This is a genomic window from Streptomyces sp. 8N114, assembly GCF_052245835.1.
Lineage (GTDB): Bacteria > Actinomycetota > Actinomycetes > Streptomycetales > Streptomycetaceae > Streptomyces.
Map to the genome: position 1 here is coordinate 88972 of NZ_JBQQBT010000011.1, position 15429 is coordinate 104400.

At 71.4% G+C, this 15429-nt stretch carries 16 protein-coding genes; 6 read left to right on the plus strand and 10 right to left on the minus strand.

All coding sequences use genetic code 11. The annotated features are described in order from the left end of the window. Positions 1–44: 44 nt before the first annotated feature. Positions 45–329 (minus strand): hypothetical protein, encoded by a 285-nt coding sequence (locus ACTWQF_RS22905; protein WP_443281498.1) that lies wholly within the window; start codon positions 327–329, stop codon positions 45–47. A gap of 128 nt (positions 330–457) precedes the next feature. Here ACTWQF_RS22905 and ACTWQF_RS22910 point away from each other — a divergent pair, with 128 nt between their 5' ends. The 3 genes from ACTWQF_RS22910 (at position 458) to ACTWQF_RS22920 (ending at position 2417) form a co-directional block, all read left to right on the plus strand. Next, the gene (locus ACTWQF_RS22910) at positions 458–1258 is read left to right on the plus strand and encodes a helix-turn-helix domain-containing protein (protein WP_443281499.1); all 801 of its coding nucleotides are present in this window, start codon (positions 458–460) and stop codon (positions 1256–1258) included. Then, a complete protein-coding gene (locus tag ACTWQF_RS22915) occupies positions 1251–1460 on the plus strand; it encodes a DUF397 domain-containing protein (RefSeq protein ID WP_443281500.1) in 210 nt (69 codons plus the stop codon). Before ACTWQF_RS22910 ends, ACTWQF_RS22915 begins: the two co-directional genes overlap by 8 nt. A 165-nt stretch (positions 1461–1625) precedes the next feature. Continuing rightward, positions 1626–2417 (plus strand): carbonic anhydrase, encoded by a 792-nt coding sequence (locus ACTWQF_RS22920; protein WP_443281501.1) that lies wholly within the window; start codon positions 1626–1628, stop codon positions 2415–2417. Between the two features lie 4 nt (positions 2418–2421). Here the strand turns inward: ACTWQF_RS22920 and ACTWQF_RS22925 are convergent, their stop codons facing one another. From ACTWQF_RS22925 to ACTWQF_RS22935, 3 genes are all read right to left on the minus strand, one after another. Next, positions 2422–3111, minus strand: coding sequence for a response regulator (locus tag ACTWQF_RS22925; RefSeq protein ID WP_443281543.1), 690 nt, complete (start codon positions 3109–3111; stop codon positions 2422–2424). An 8-nt stretch (positions 3112–3119) separates the two neighbouring features. Then, complete coding sequence (locus ACTWQF_RS22930; protein ID WP_443281502.1) at positions 3120–4826, minus strand: sensor histidine kinase; 1707 nt, start codon at positions 4824–4826, stop codon at positions 3120–3122. A gap of 131 nt (positions 4827–4957) precedes the next feature. Beyond that, entirely contained in the window at positions 4958–6409 is a 1452-nt protein-coding gene (locus tag ACTWQF_RS22935) for a CitMHS family transporter (RefSeq protein WP_443281503.1), read from the minus strand. Positions 6410–6725: 316 nt separating this feature from the next. Between ACTWQF_RS22935 and ACTWQF_RS22940 the strand changes: the two genes are divergently transcribed. After that, positions 6726–7394 carry a dienelactone hydrolase family protein gene (locus ACTWQF_RS22940; protein ID WP_443281504.1) on the plus strand — a complete coding sequence of 223 codons (669 nt, stop codon included), beginning with the start codon at positions 6726–6728 and terminating at the stop codon, positions 7392–7394. Between the two features lie 43 nt (positions 7395–7437). Next, positions 7438–8088 (plus strand): phosphoribosyltransferase, encoded by a 651-nt coding sequence (locus ACTWQF_RS22945; protein WP_443281505.1) that lies wholly within the window; start codon positions 7438–7440, stop codon positions 8086–8088. A gap of 39 nt (positions 8089–8127) precedes the next feature. Here ACTWQF_RS22945 and ACTWQF_RS22950 read toward each other — a convergent pair whose 3' ends face one another. Continuing rightward, a complete protein-coding gene (locus tag ACTWQF_RS22950) occupies positions 8128–9006 on the minus strand; it encodes a SigB/SigF/SigG family RNA polymerase sigma factor (protein WP_443281506.1) in 879 nt (292 codons plus the stop codon). A gap of 510 nt (positions 9007–9516) precedes the next feature. On the opposite strand from ACTWQF_RS22950, the gene ACTWQF_RS22955 reads away from it, so the two are divergent. After that, positions 9517–9756, plus strand: a complete 240-nt coding sequence (locus tag ACTWQF_RS22955; protein WP_443281507.1) for a hypothetical protein — start codon at positions 9517–9519, stop codon at positions 9754–9756. A 29-nt stretch (positions 9757–9785) separates the two neighbouring features. On the opposite strand, the gene ACTWQF_RS22960 is transcribed toward ACTWQF_RS22955, so the two are convergent. The 5 genes from ACTWQF_RS22960 to ACTWQF_RS22980 all read right to left on the minus strand — a co-directional run bounded on the left by ACTWQF_RS22960 (position 9786) and on the right by ACTWQF_RS22980 (position 15398). Continuing rightward, entirely contained in the window at positions 9786–10256 is a 471-nt protein-coding gene (locus tag ACTWQF_RS22960) for an ANTAR domain-containing protein (RefSeq protein WP_443281508.1), read from the minus strand. 267 nt (positions 10257–10523) lie between these two features. Further along, complete coding sequence (locus ACTWQF_RS22965) at positions 10524–11912, minus strand: hypothetical protein (protein WP_443281509.1); 1389 nt, start codon at positions 11910–11912, stop codon at positions 10524–10526. A gap of 198 nt (positions 11913–12110) precedes the next feature. Then, positions 12111–13295 (minus strand): GDSL-type esterase/lipase family protein, encoded by a 1185-nt coding sequence (locus ACTWQF_RS22970; RefSeq protein WP_443281510.1) that lies wholly within the window; start codon positions 13293–13295, stop codon positions 12111–12113. Between the two features lie 81 nt (positions 13296–13376). Beyond that, on the minus strand, positions 13377–13946 hold the full coding sequence (locus tag ACTWQF_RS22975) for a TetR/AcrR family transcriptional regulator (RefSeq protein WP_443281511.1): 570 nt from the start codon (positions 13944–13946) through the stop codon (positions 13377–13379). Positions 13947–14096: 150 nt separating this feature from the next. Next, positions 14097–15398 carry a condensation domain-containing protein gene (locus ACTWQF_RS22980; protein ID WP_443281544.1) on the minus strand — a complete coding sequence of 434 codons (1302 nt, stop codon included), beginning with the start codon at positions 15396–15398 and terminating at the stop codon, positions 14097–14099. Between the last annotated feature and the right edge of the window lie 31 nt (positions 15399–15429).

The window sequence follows — 15429 nt, forward strand, 5'->3', positions numbered from 1 at the left end:
CGGGGGACTCCGCCCCCCGACGGCCCCTGGTTGCAGGGTTCAGGTCAGCGAGGGATGCGGTCCCCGCGGCTGCGGGCAATGCGGTGGACAACCCTCAGGGACTCGGCCAAGCGCTCCCCGACGTAAAGGAGTTGGTCGGCAGTGATGCGCCGGTCGGCGAACATGTCGTCGGCGTATTCCATCAGGTCAGCCGCCATGGCGAGCTGCACCCGCTCCACGTCGTCGGCAAGACGCGAGACATGCCCGGTGCCGTCCCCAACGACGTAACAGGGCTTGCCCTCCGGACTCTCCCAGGGGAGGAGACGCGCGGCCTGGGTGGGGGTGTGCATGGTGCGTTCTCCGTTCAGTGCGGTGAGGGATTGCGATGTGTAGCAATCCACTCACAGGCTGAGAGGGACGCGGATACGCTGACCAGCAGGTTCGAGGTGACGGAGCCGTAGTAGCACCGGAGTTGACCGTGAGTAATGCCTATGGGGAATGGTTGCGTTCCCAGCGCGAAACCGCCGGCCTGACCCAACAACAACTCGCCGACGCCGCCTATATGACGCGTTCGCATGTCTCCCATATCGAGGCCGGACGCAGAGTTCCTTCGGAGGAGGACGCCCGGAGACTGGACCAGGCCCTGAACACGGGGGACGTACTGAGATGTTTCCGGCCACGGAAGGAGGAGGATGCGGCTGTCGCCGACTACTTCGAGGCAGCCCTGGAGTTGGAGCGACAGGCCACGATGATCCGGGAGTTCGGTCTGTCCTTTGTGCCGGGCATCCTCCAGACCGAGGCGTATGCACGGGCCGTGCTGGGCAGTGACTTCCCCCCTCTGAGTGGGGAGGAGCGTGACCGGCTTGTTGTCACGCGGCTCAAGCGAGCGAAGGTCCTGGAGTCGCCGGTAACGCCCATAGTGTGGGCTTTGCTGGATGAGGCTGTTCTACGCCGCCCAGTTGGCGGGCCGACAGTGATGGCGGCGCAGCTCAGGCATCTCGTGCGCCTTGCCGAGAACGACCGTGTGCGCATCCATGTACTGCCGTTCGGGCTGGGCACCCACCCTCTGATGCAGAGCATGCTGACCTTGATGTGGTTCGAGGATCAGCCGCCTGTTGCCTACACCGAAGGCATCGACATCGGGCAGGTGCACGACTCCCCGACCATCGTCGAACGGCTACAGGGCGCCTATGCTCTCGCCCTAGGCGACGCACTGCCGCTAAGGGAGTCTCTCGCCCTGATAAGGGCAACAGCGAAGGATTACGAAGACGATGAGTGAGCGCCCCCTCCCTAACGCTTCAGCACTCAGTGGCTGGCGCAAGTCGTCATACAGCGGCAACCAGGGCGGCAGCTGCCTCGAGGTCGTGGACAACCACCCCACCGGCATCGTCCCCGTCCGCGACTCCAAGAACCCCCAGGGCCCGGCCCTTCTGGTCCCGGCTGCCGCGTGGAGCGCCTTCGTCGCTTCGCTTAAGGGTTGAGGGGATCCGCTGGCGGGCGCGGCCGTTGCTTGGCGGTTGCCTAGCGGCAAGGAGTTCTCCAGGAACCGCCAAGAACTGTTCCGCGCTTGATCAGGATTCGCCAACGGTCGTCCATGATTCGGCAATCTGGGGGGAGGGGCGTCGAGACGGAGATACGTTTCCTCCGTGAAAATTGCCCCGGTACATCCCAGAGTTGTCCGTCCTGAGCGGACGACGCCCGCCGCACCAGCGGGAGGGGCGGCACCGCCCGCCCGGCGCTCCCTCCTCCGTACTGCCCTCACCGGGACCGCGGTCCTCGGCGCCGGTCTTGCCGCCGGTGCTTCCCCCGCGGCCGCAGCGGGCCCCATCCCAGCTGTGCGCAAGCGGCCCACCAATGCCGAGGAGGCGCTGCGGGAGCTGGCGGCGGGCAACAGGCGGTGGCGCGAATATCGTGAGCGGCATCCCGATGAGACGCCCGACGTCCGGGAGGCGCTGACGTCCAGTCAGCACCCGTTCGCCCTGGTGCTCGGCTGCATCGACTCCCGGGTGCCTCCGGAGCTGGTCTTCGACCAGGGCCTCGGCGACCTGATGACCGTTCGCAGCGCGGGCCAGGTCCTCGACGAGGCCGTGCTCGGCAGCCTCGTGTACGGAGTGCTGGAGCTGAACATCCCGCTGCTCATGGTGCTCGGCCACCAGTCGTGCGGGGCCGTGACGGCGGCGGTCCGGGCGGACGAGTCGGGCGAGGAACTTCCCGACCACATCCAGTACGTGGCCGACCAGATCAGCCCGGCCATCGACCACGGCGAGGAGGGCGACGCGCGCATCGCGGCGACGATCGACGCCAACGTACGGCTCATCCGTTCGCGGCTGGCGGCGGAGCCCGATCTCGCCGCCAGGGTGGACTCGGGGACGCTGGCCATCGTCGGTGCCCGCTACGAGCTGACCACCCAGCGGGTGCACCGCATCGGCCGGGACTGAGCCCTCAGCCCACCGGCCCGTGCCAGTGGTAGAGGTGGACCGGGCGGCCCGTCTCACCGTGCTTGAGGCGGTGACGGACCAGCCCGGCACCCTCCAGCAGCTTCAGGTAGCGCTGGGCGGTCTGGCGGCTGAGACCGGCGCGGTCGGCGACTTCCTGGGCCGAGAGGGGAGCGGCGGCGCTGTGCAGCACCTCGCGTACCAGATCGGCGGTCAGCACCGAGTGGCCCTTGGGCAGGGTCTCCGTGCCGCCGGGCGGCGTCGCGGCGCCGAAGATGCGGTCCACGGTCTCCTGGCTGGCGCCGGAGCGGGGAGCCGTGGCCAGTTCATGGCGGAGCGCGGCATAGCTGTCGAGCTTGCCGCGCAGGTGGGCGAAGGTGAACGGCTTCACCACGTACTGCAGGGCGCCATGGCGTTGCGCCGCGCGTACGGTCGCGGTGTCGCGGGCCGCGGTCACCATGATGACCTCGGTCTCGATACCGAGGCCGTGCAGCCGGCGGAGGAGGGCCAGCCCGGATTCGTCCGGCAGGTAGTGGTCGAGCAGGACGAGATCGACGGGGTGCTGCTGCAGGAAGTGCAGTGCCTCGGCGGCGCTGTGGACCGTCCCGGCGACGTGGAAGCCGGAGACCTTCGCCACGTACGCGGCGTTGATCCGGGCCACGTTGGGGTCGTCGTCCACGACCAGCACTTCGATCACGTCACGGATCACGTCACGGCTCCCGTCCGTGCGGATTCGGCTCCCCGGCCGGCGTGAACGCCGGTGTCGGCATCGACGTCGGTGGCGGCGTCCGTCAGTGCCTCCGGCAGGACGACGCGGAACTCGGCACCGCCCTGGGCCGAGGCGCCGAGGCGGACCTGGCCGCCCGCGCGCTCCGCGAAGCGCCGTACGAGGGCAAGGCCCAGGCCCAGGTGGGACGACGCCTCGCCGTCGTCCACGCCGTCCGCCGCCGGAACGGCCTTCGTCGACCAGCCCTCCTCGAAGACCAGCTCCCGGTGCTCGGGCGGGACGCCGGGACCGGTGTCGCGTACGGCGAGGACGACCGTACGGTCGTCCTCGCCGCGCAGCTCCACCTCGACCGCGGGGTCCGCGCTGCCCGCCGCCGCGTCCAGCGCGTTGTCCACCAGGTTGCCGACGACCGTGACCAGGCCGCTCGGGTCGACCAGGCGGTCAGGGAGGAGCGAGTCGGGCGCGAGCCGCAGGGCGACGCCGCGCTCGGCGGCCACCGCGGCCTTGCCGACCAGCAGCGCCGACACCAGGGGATCGTGGACCCGTTCGGTGACCTCTTCGGCCGTGGCGCGGTGCACGCCCAGCGAGTCCGTGACGAACTGGGCGGCCTCCTCGTACAGCCCCAGTTCCAGCAGGCCGAGCAGGGTGTGCAGCCGGTTGGCGTGCTCGTGGTCCTGGGCGCGGAGGGCGTCGAGGAGGCCGCGGGTGCCTTCGAGTTCGCGACCGAGGCGTTCAAGTTCGGTGCGGTCGCGGAGGGTGGCGACGGCGCCGCCGTCGGCCGTGGGCATGCGGTTGGCGACGAGGACGCGGGCGCCGCGGACGGTGACCAGGTCGCGGCCCGTCACCCGCCCTGTGAGCACGTCCGCCGTACGGCCGGGGCCGAGCGCTTCGGTCACCGGGCGGCCGAGCGCTTCGGGGCCGAGGCCGAGGAGCCGCTGGGCCTCGTCGTTGACGAGCCGCACCCTGCCGCCCGCGTCCAGCGCCACGACGCCCTCCGCGAGGCCGTGCAGCATCGCCTCGCGCTCGGCCAGCAGCGCGGAGATGTCGGAGAAGGCGAGCGCGTGGGTGCGCCGCCGCAGCCGCCGGGCCAGCAGATAGGCGGCCAGCGCGCCGACGGCCAGCGCACCGCCCGCGTACGTCAACAGCCTGGGGACGAGCGCCAGCAGGCCCTCGCGGACGTTGGCGTAGTCGATACCGACGGAGACCGCGCCGACGATCCGCCCGCGGGCGTCCCGCAGCGGGGCCTTGCCGCGCGCGGTTCGGCCGAGGGTGCCGTCGTCGATCTGGGTGACATCGCGCCCCGCCAGCGCCGGTCCGGGGTCGGTGGAGACATGGTGTCCGAGCGCCGAAGGTGACGGGTGGGACCAGCGGATACCGCGCTTGTCCATGATCACCACGTACTCGGCGCCCGTGGCCTTCCGGATCCGCTCCGCCTCGGCCTGGAGAGGGCCGTCCGGAGAGGGGCGGTCGGCGGCGCGTCCCTCGGCGGTCAGCTCGGCGGCCAGCCCCGGCCGGGCCGCGGTGGTCTGGGCGATCGCGAGGGCACGGCGCATGGCCTGCCGGTCCAGCTGGTCGCTCAGCGGTGCCAGGAACAGGCCGCTGACCAGTGCTGTCACACCGACGACGAGCGCGAGCTGCGCCGCCAGCACATGAGAGGAGACGCGGCGCGGCGATCTGACCCGCATCGGCCCCGCCTCCTCTCGGCCTTCGGACTCGCGCCCTCCGGACTGTCTGGAATAACCCGTTCCGGTTAACGTTACGGGCTCCGGCCACCCGGCCACAGGTCCCGGCTACAGGTCCCGGTCACAGGTCCCGGCTACAGGATGCCGAAGAGCAGTCCCGCGCCGAGCACCACCAGTGACGTCAGGACCGCCCACTTGATCGTGAACTTGGTGTGCTCCCCGAACTCCACCTTCGCCATACCGACCAGTACGTATACGGCGGGGACCAGCGGGCTCGACATGTGCAGCGGCTGGCCGACGAGCGAGGCGCGGGCGATCTCCAGCGAGCTGACCCCGTGCGCGGCCCCGGCCTCGGAGAGGATCGGGACGATGCCGAAGTAGAAGCCGTCGTTCGACATCAGATACGTGAACGGGATGCTCAGCAGGCCGGTGACCACCGCCATGTGCGGGCCGAGCGCGTCGGGGATCGCGTGCACCACGGTGCGGGCCATCTCCTCCACCATGCCCGTCCCGGTCAGTACGCCGGTGAAGACGGCTGCGGCGAAGACCATGCCCGAGACGTTGAGCACGTTCTCGGCGTGCGCGGCGATCCGGGCCTTCTGTTCTGCCATGTCGCGGAAGTTCACCGTCAGCGCGATGGCGGCCCCGAGCAGGAACAGCACCGGGATGGGGAGCAGCTGGGTGATCAGCAGCACGAGGAGGGCGACGGTCAGCGCCGCGTTGAACCAGTACAGCTTCGGACGGAGGGTGGGGCGGTTCGGGTCCAGGACGGCCGACTCGGGCCCGGAAGCGGCCTCGGCCTCGGGCCCGCTGCCGGAGCCAGCGCTGGTGCCGGTGCCGCCACCCGCGCCGCCCGACGCCCGGCCCGTACCCCCGGCCGAGGCGGCGGCGTCCGCACCGCCACCCGCGCCCACCAGCACCGTCTCCGTCTCGCGCTCACGCTCGTCCGCGCCCGCGCCCTCGAAGGTCAGCGTCCCCAGGCGACGCCGTTCCCTCAGCCCGAGGGCGTAGGAGAGGACCAGGACGGCGACCAGACCGACGGCGAGCGCGGGGATCATCGGGACGAAGATGTCGCCCGCGTCCAGGTGCAGCGCGGTGGCGGCCCGCGCGGTGGGCCCGCCCCAGGGCAGCGTGTTCATGACGCCGTTGGCCGTGGCGGCGACGCCCGTCAGCACGACCACGCTCATCCCCAGCCGCCGGTAGAGGGGCAGCATCGCGGAAACCGTGATCATGAACGTCGTCGAGCCGTCACCGTCCAGCGAGACGATCGCGGCGAGCACGGCCGTCCCCACCACGATCCGCAGCGGGTCGGCCTTGCAGAACCGCAGGATGCCCCGGACGATCGGGTCGAAGAGGCCGACGTCGATCATCACGCCGAAGTAGATGATGGCGAACATCAGCATGGCGGCCGTGGGCGCGAGGTCGGCGACGCCGTCGAGTACGTACTTCCCCAGGTGCGCCCCCTGGCCGACCAGGACGCAGAAGAGCGCGGGGATGAGCACGAGCGCGGCTATGGGGGACATCTTCTTGGTCATGATCAGCGCCAGGAAGATAGCGATCATGACAAAGCCGAGGATCGTCAGCATGGAAACCCAATCTCTCGCCCGCCGCGACGCGACGGGGGGCCCGCCCGAACCCCGTCGCCTCGCGGCGGGGACCGGTGTCCGGTGACGGAGCACGCGGCGGCCCTGCGATCGGGGCCCCGGTGCCCTGCGGTCGCCCGACCGTAAGCAGCGCGACGTACTCGTCACAAGAGCGTCATCCGCGAGCAATATGAGCGAAACCCCAGCTCAAGGTGGGGGCGTGGTTGGACCGCTGCGCCCATGGGCACCCGGGGAACGGCGCGAGAAGGCGAAGCGCAGGGGAAGCCGTGAGAGAAAGCGCGAGGGGAAGTGAGGAGGCATGGCCATCGAAACCATGGAAACCGTGCACGTCCGGACCGACGACGGAGCGGTGCTCACCGGTGACCTCCAGGTTCCGGAACGGGTGACCGGCGCCGTGCTCTTCGCCCACGGCAGCGGCAGCTCGCGGTTCAGCCCCCGCAACCGCACGGTCGCCGCGGCGTTGCGCGAGGAAGGGCTCGCCACGCTGCTGCTGGATCTGCTGACCGAGGAGGAGGAGCAGATCGACGTGGCGACGGCGGAGCACCGGTTCGACATTCCGCTGCTGGCCCGCCGGCTGGTGGCGGCCGTCGACGAGCTGACCCGGCACGGGCGGACGGCCGGACTGCCGGTGGGGATCTTCGGAGCGAGCACCGGCGCTGCGGCGGCGCTGACGGCTGCGGCCCAGCGGCCGAGCACCGTGTACGCGGTGGTCTCGCGTGGCGGCCGGCCCGACCTGGCGGGCGAAGCGCTGCCGGACGTGCTGGCTCCGGTGCTGCTGATCGTCGGCGGGAGCGACCACCAGGTGCTGCGGCTGAACGAGGCCGCCGCCGAGCGGCTGCGTGCCCCGCACCGTATCCATGTCGTCCCGGGCGCCACCCACCTGTTCGAGGAGCCGGGCACGTTGGAGGAGGCCGCGGGAAAGGCGGCCAAATGGTTCGCGCTGCCGCCCACCACGGACGGCGAGTGAGGCCGCGGAACGAACGAGAACGCGTCGCAGAAGGGAGGCCCCGATGCGATACCCAGACCGCATCCAGGCAGGCCGCGAACTCGCCGCGGCCCTGAGCGAGATGCAGCGTACGGAAGAGCTGCCGGACCCGCTGGTCCTGGCGCTGCCGCGGGGTGGCGTACCCGTCGCGGACGAGGTGGCACGTGCGCTGCACGCGCCGCTGGACGTGCTGGTCGCCCGCAAGATCGGGCTGCCGGGTCGGCCGGAGTACGGCGTCGGAGCCATCGCCGGGGAGGACCCGCCGGTCTTCGACCAGACGGCCCTGGAGATGCTCGGCCTCACCGAGGACCGGCTCTCCTCGACGGTGGCGCACGAGCGGACCGAGATGCACCGCCGCCAGGATCTCTACCGCGGCAACCGCCCGGAGCCGCGGATCGAGGGCCGTACCGTCATCCTCGTCGACGACGGGCTGGCCACCGGTGTCACGGCGCGGGCCGCGCTGCGGTATCTGCGGCGGCAGCGGCCCGGTCGCCTCGTGCTGGCGGTCCCGGTGGGCTCGCCGCAGGCCGTTCAGGCGCTCAGCCATGAGGCGGACACGGTGGTCTGTCTTCAGCAGCCCGCCGTCTTCGAGGCCGTCGGCCTCTGGTACGAGCACTTTCCGCAGATCAGCGACGCCGAAGTGACCGAGGCTCTCCACCTGACAACTGCCCGCTGAGGGCCCCCGCGCCCCGAAGGGGCGCGGGGAACTGCGCGCTCAGCCACAGCCAAGGTGCGCCCGGCCACCCGCACCAGCCCCGACGGCGGGTGCTGCGCCCTCCCGGCGGCGTGCCCGGCTGGGGTGCTCGACCTGACGGCGCACCCGCTCGAAGCTCTTGGACAGCAGCCGCGAGACGTGCATCTGCGAGATGCCCAGCTCCTGGCCGATCCGGGACTGCGACATGTCGCGGAAGAACCGCAGGTACAGCACCCGGCGCTGCCGTTCGGGCAGTTCGCGCAGGCACGGCTTGACCGCTTCCCGCGCCACCACCGTGTCGTACTCGGCCTCGGTGTGGCCGAAGGTGTCGGCCAGCGAGAAGCCGTCGTCGGCGCGGGCCGACATCGAGGCGTCCAGGGACAGCGAGCGGAAGCTGCCGAGCGCCTCCAACCCTGCCGCCACATCCTCCTCGAGCATGCCGGTGTGCTCGGCGATCCGCTCGACGGAGGGGGCACGGTCCTCGACCGTGGTGCTCAAGTCCCGCACCGCGGCCCGCACCTTGTTGCGGAGTTCCTGGACACGGCGCGGTACGTGCACGTCCCAGGTGTGGTCGCGGAAGTGGCGGCGGATCTCACCGGTGATGGTCGGCACCGCGAACGGCACGAACGGGGTGCCGAGCGCCGGGTCGTAGCGGTCGACGGCCTTGACCAGCCCGAGCGCTGCGACCTGCTCCAGGTCCTCAAGGGACTCGCCTCGGTTGCGGTATTTGGCAGCCAGCCGGTGGGCCATCGGCAGCCACGCCTCCACAAGACGGCCGCACAACTCCTCCCGCTCGGGACCCTCCGGCAATCCGGCCAACCGCTCGAAGTCCCTGGTGGTGTCGGGAGCGTCGTCATGGCTGTGGCGGGTTCGCTGGGGCCGGTACCGTACGGGGCACATGGGATCTGGCTCCTCCCGGTGTCGCTGACGCGTGGACAACCGCGGGAGTAGCGGATTCGGGTGACGCACCCGGGGCTCGGGCAACACACCCGGGGTGACCTACTGCGGTCGCCTCCCGCGGATGTGCCTGTCCTCCCAAGCACGTGGTCTCTTGTGTAACCGAGCCGCGGGCCGGTAAACCCCTCGATCAGGTTCCCGACACGTCGGTCGGAGACTGGGCGGCACCGGCGGCTGTTCTTCCAACCTGCCGGTGCCTCCGTGCGGCGACGTCGCCACACGTACCCGGGTGCGTAACCGCTCAGCGCCACGTCAAACAGCCGACCGAACAACCGGTGCGCGAGTGCGAGGACGGAGCCGGGACGGACCCGGCACGGAGCGGTGGCAGCCCCACCGGCAACGGCCCCACCCGGGGGTGGCGCGGGCCGAGGGCGTAAGGTCGGCGTCTGGCCGCCCGCACGCACCATGTGGGTGGCCGGTTGTATGTCCGTACCCTCACCAGGAGCTGTCCTCATGCCGATCGACAACGCCACGGGTCCGCCCATCTACAACAGCCTGATCGAGGAGCACGGCGACGTGCCCGGCGATGTGCGCCAGGCCGCCGAGGAGCTCCAGCAGGAGGCGCAGCAGGCGGTGGACTTCTCCCCCGTGCACCACCGCCACCCCAGTACCGGCAGACCGGAAGCTTCCGAGCCCCCGGCGTCCGGTCCCGCACCGCACGCCCCGCGGCCGCACCGATACGCGGCCGAGTAGCCGGTACGCGGCCGAGCAGCCGGACCGCGTCAGCCGCGGGAGGTCCGCATCCGGTGGAGGGCGGCGGCCAGGTTCTTCCGGACGGGCTTGGGTACGGGAGTCCCCTCGGCGCCGGCCACCAGTGCTGCGGCCACGCTCCGCAGCTTGATGTTGGAGTGCTGGGAGACCCGCACCAGGACCTGCCAAGCCGCCTCCGCGTCGCACGGCGCGAGGGCCATCACCATGCCCCTGGCCTGGTCGATGACCGGGCGGGTCTCCAGCGCCTGCCGCAGCTGCCCGACCTCCGCGCTCAACTCCTCGACCTGCGCGGCCAACCGTTCCCGCTCCAGGTCGGCGGAGTCGGCCTGCGAATGCTCCGGTACTCCCGCGACCTCGGACACCTCCGGGGGCTCCGAAACCTCTGCGGCCTGAACCGCTGCCGCCTCGCCCGGCGGCACAGCTCTGCGCCGCGCGCACTCCGCGGCAACAGAGGTACGCACAGAGCCGGTTGCGGCACTCATCGACGTCTCCCAGCGCTTGGATGGTCCTTGGCCGCGAGGAGCTCCGCTTCCGGAAGCTCCCGCACTCCGGACCCTTCCGAGCCTGAACCCACAGCCCCGGTAGCAGCAACCCCGCACCTTCCGCGCGTTTCCGCAGAAAAACGGCACCGGGGGCTGTGTCCCCAACCCGCCGGTGCCTTCGCAGGGTGAGCTCACTCCCACGCACTTGGCCACGTAACCACGGACGCGGCAGATGAAACCCGCGCCTGTCTATGCGCGTTGGGCTCGTCAGAAGCCGCCGCCGAAATCACCGCCGCCGACGCCACCGCCGCCCCCGTCTCCGAATCCGCCGCCGAAATCGCGGGAGTCGAAGTCGCCGCCGGAGAAATCGCCGCCGCCGAAATCACCGTCGGGCGCGCCGCCGTAGCCGTACGCGTACGGGCCTCCCAGCGCGCTGCCCAGCATGGTGCCCATCAGCAGACCGGGCAGCAGGGCCCCGCCGAAGTATCCGGCGGCCCATGGGGCGTACACCGGCCCGGCCTCCCAGTACGGCCGGGGCCCTTGCGGGGTGCCGACCTCGCGGGCCATCGGCTCGTCCCCGTCCGCCAGCCGGGTCGCGTCCGCGGCACAGACCGGCACCGTCCGCTCCGTACCGCCCGGTGGTGTCCACTGCGCGTCCTCCACCGACGGGCCGTGCCGGGGGTCGAAGAAGCAGGGCGGACGGCGCTCGGGCAGCGGTTTCCCGCCCAGCCGCGCCTCCAGGGTGGCGAGGGCGAAGCGGCCCTCCCCCAGCGCCTCGCTCACCCGCCGTACGTCGTGCGGGCTGCGAGCCGCAGACATCGACGCCTTGGCGTCCTCGTACGAGTCGAGGGCCCGCGCGTAGTCCTCGCGCGCGGCGTCGGCTTCCTCCGGGCGTACCCGGCCGGCCGCGGTCGTAGGGTCGAAGCCGATCCGGCTCAGCTCCTCGCCGAACGCGGTGATGTCCTCGTCCACGACCGGGCGCAGCTTCTCCAGCGCGGCCCGGTTCTGCCGCTCCTGCCGCCTGCGCCCGCCCATGCTCACGAGGAAGGCGCCGCCCGCGGCCAGCAGCAGGAGGATGCCGAGCGTCACGATTGCGGCGGTGCCGCCGCCGGTACGGCCGTCGTCCTGCCCCGCGCCGCCGCCGTCCCAGGACGCCGGAGCCACGCCGTCCGCCTGCTCGAGTGCCTGGCCGGTGAAGTCGGTGACCATCGCCCTCGGGTCGCCCGGGTGGGAGCGCTCCACGGCGCCGACCACGTTCTGGACCGCGTCGCGCGGCATGACCTGGTGGTCCGCGCCCGCGTCGAAGCGGTTGCCGAGGGCTACCGCGTAGACGCCGGTGATGCCGGTCTCGGTCCGCAGGTCCCGCAGCAGCGTCTGCCGGTCGAACCCGCCGTCGGAGGGCAGGACGGCGACGAGGACCGGTTTGTCGGCCTGTTCGATCTTGTCGCCGAGGGCGTCGGCGGCCCGCGGGGGCAGTACGTCGCGGGCCCGCGGATCGACGTAGACGGGGCCGTCCCGCAGGGCGTTGGCCGCATCGTCGACCCCGCCGCCGTCCGCGGCGCGCGGTCCGGCGGCAGCCGCGACCACCAGCAGCAGCGCGGCCACCACGGTCGCGAGCACCGAAGCGAGACGGAGAACCCGTCGTACGGCATTCATGTGATCACAGTACCGCAAATGGGACATTTACCGCCGGGTGAGCGGGAGGGCTCCGCCCATGGGCCGACCATGTTGAAGCCGCACGTAGTGGGGTGGCGCGCCCCGAAGGGGCGCGGGGAACTGCGCGCTCAGCCGCGACGCGCTCGCAGTCGGGCAATCGGTGAGCCCGAACGGCGGGTGTCCGCCAGCGGTAGGCCGTCAAGCGCCCTCGGGGGCGAACAGACCCCCGTCGCCGAAGGCAATCTTGGCGAACCGCTCGCCCATGCGGCGATGGGTCGCGGCGTCGGGGTGGAGCTCGTCGGGCAAGGGCAGCTCCGCAGAGTCCGCGGGACCGTAGAGCTCACGACCGTCGAGGTAGTACAGGTTCGGATCGTCGGCGGCCCGCTGCTCCACGATGCGGGACAGCTCTTCCCGGATGACGCCCAGCGTCAGCTTGCCGCTCGCCCGCTCCGCCGGGTCGCCCGTCGCCCGGAACCGCAGCTGCCCGGAGCTGAGCGCGTCGAGGTCGGGGAGCAAGGGGCCGGGCGTGTCCTCGTGGATGGGGCAGTGGACGGCCGAGACGACCAGCAACGGGGCGGTGGGATGGCCCTCCCGGACGGTGTCGAGGAAGCCGTGCACCGCGGGGCCGAAGGCGCGCAGCCGCATCAGATCGGCGTTGACCAGATTGATGCCGATCTTGACGCTGACCAGGTCCGCCGGGGTGTCCCGCATCGCCCGTGCGGTGAACGCGTCGAGCAGGGCGGCGCCGCCCAGACCCAGGTTGACCAGTTCCACGCCGCCGAGACGGGCGGCCACCGCCGGCCAGGTCCCGGTCGGGTTCCGGGCGTTGGAGCCGTGGCTGATCGAACTGCCGTGGTGCAGCCACACTTTGCCGGCCGGGGGCGGCGCCGCTTCGACGGGGGCGTCGGTGCGCAGGGCGACCAGTTCGGTGGTCTCGTCGTGCGGCAGCCAGATCTCGACGTCCTTGAGGCGGTCGGGCAGGCCGGTGAACCGCAGAGTGCCGACGGGGCCGGGTTCCGTCCCGGCGGCCCCGGTAGCCATGTCTATGGTCAGGACTTTGCCACCGCTCACCCCGGCCTGGTCGGCAAGACGGCCGTCGACGAGCAGGTCGTACACCCCGTCCGGAAGAGGCGGGACCCCCACGTAGACCCGCTTGGTCGGCAGCGTGTCCAGTTCGACGGCGGTCGCCCGAGTACGGAAGACCAGCCGTACGCCGGACGGTTGCGACTCCGCCATGGCGAGCTGCCCGTCCGCGCACTGGGCCCGAGCCCGCGCCGGCAGCCGGTGCGGCAGCAGACCGTGCTCCGTACGCTCCAGCTCGAGGGCCCCGCGCACCAGGTCGGCGGTGAGGGGTGTGGTGATCCAGTCGTGTTCGGTCTGCATATCCTCAGCCTCTTGTCGGTGTCTTCAGCCTCTTGTCGGTGTCTTCCGGATGGCTGCCCGAATGCGCTGCGGGGGCCGGGATCAGGGCGCGGGCCAGTTGCGCAGCAAGGCGTCGAGAGCGTCCAGCACCCGGGCCCAGGTCTCCTCCGTGTCGGGGGCGCTGTGGCTGAACCCCCCTCCCATCTCCAGGCTGACGTAGCCGTGGAAGACGCTGCCCAGCATCCGGACGGCGTGCGTCTGGTCCGGCTCCGTCAGTCGGTAGCCGCGCAGGATCGCGCGGGTCATCTGGGCATGCCGGACGCCCGCGCTGGCAGCGGCCGTCTGCGGGTCGAGCCGCGTCTGGGCGGCGGCGTAGCGCCCGGGATGCTCCCGGGCGTAGTCGCGGTAGACGTTCGCGAAAGCGGTCAGCGCGTCCTTGCCGGCCCGCCCGGCCAGCGCTTCCGCGGCCCGGTCGGCGAGCTCCTCCAGCGCCAGCAGAGCAATCTTCGTCTTGAGGTCCTGGGAGTTCTTCAGGTGCGAGTACAGGCTCGCGACCTTGACGTCGAACCGCCTGGCCACCGCCGAGACGGTCACCTGGTCGAACCCGACCTCGTCCGCCAGCTCAGCCCCCGCCCTGATCAACCGCTCCGGAGTCAGCCCTGCCCGCACCATAACATTCCTCCCATTCGCCAGAAGCCAGCATGCATCTCCCTAAAGGCTTTAGGCAAATGACCGAAGGGGGGACCTCGACCCGGAGAGAGGGAGGCGCCCCGAAGGGGCGCCTCCCTCGATGCCAGGTACGCAAGATCCGCGGGGTAAGCCCTAGACCTGCATCGCGAGCCGGGAGATTCGCTCCCCCGGAGCGTCCGCCGCGGAGGCCAGGACAGCCGTGTAGTGGGCGATGAGCTGCTGGATCGTCGGCGGGTCGAAGAGGTCGGTGTTGTACTCGGCGATTCCGGTGAGGCCGTCCGGGATCTCCTGCAATTCGACGGTCAGCTCGAACTTGCTGACGGCGACGTCCAGTGGGGCTGCGTGGAGTTCGAGCTCGCCCAGCCTCGTCACGTTCTCGGTCCGCGCCTCCTGGAGCACGAACATCGACTGGAAGAGAGGAGAGTGGCGGCTGGGGTCCCGTTCCAGCCGCAGGGCCTCCACTACGGCGCCGAAGGGCACCTCCTGGTGGTCGTACGCGTCCAGGGTGGTGCGCCGCACGCGTGCCAGCAGCTCGGAGAACGTCGGATCGCCCGACAGGTCCGTGCGCATCACCAGGGTGTTGACGAAGAAGCCGATGAGCCCCTCCAGTTCGGGGCGGCCTCGGTTGGCGACCACCGTGCCGACGGCGATGTCGGTCTGCCGCGAGGAGCGGTGCAGCACGACGTTGTAGGCCGCCAGCAGCGTCATGTACAGGGTCGAGTCGTGCCGCGCCGACAGGGCACGCAGCCGCTCCAGCAGCTCCGGCGGGCACCGGAAGCTCTCCCGGGCGCCGTGGTAGGTCTTGATCTCGGGGCGCTCCCGGTCCACGGGCAGCGACACCGGCGCGGGGACGCTCGCGAGCTGCTTCACCCAGTACCGCAGCTGCTGCTCCTGCGCGCCGTCCGCGAGCAGGCCACGCTGCCAGCGGGCGTAGTCGGCGTACTGGACGGGTAGCGGCGGCAGCGGGGAGGGCCGTCCCTGGCGGAACGCCTCGTACAGGGCGGCGAGATCGTGCTGGAAGATGCCGAACGACCAGCCGTCGGAGACGCTGTGGTGCATGTTGATCAGCAGCACGTGCTCCTGCTCGGACAGCCGTAGCAGCCGCGCGCGGATCAGCGGGGCACGGTCCAGTGCGAACGGGGTGCTCGCCTCCTGTGCGCAGACGCGCGGGAGGTCGTCGGGGTCGTCGAGGTCCTCCTCCTGGACGGTGAACTCCGTGCCGTCCTCGATGCGCTGGTACGGCACGCCGCCGTGGTCCCGGAAGCAGGTGCGCAGCACCTCGTGGCGCTGCACGACCCCTTCCAGCGCGCGTAACAGCGCCCGCCGGTCCAGCGGGCCCGCCAGCCGTGTTGCACCCGGGAGGTTGTAGGCCGCCGCGGCGCTGTCCCCGTCGAGCTGGGTGAGGAACCAGATGCGCTGCTGGGTGGACGACAGCGGGGGTGGTTCGTCGGCAGACCGGGGGCCC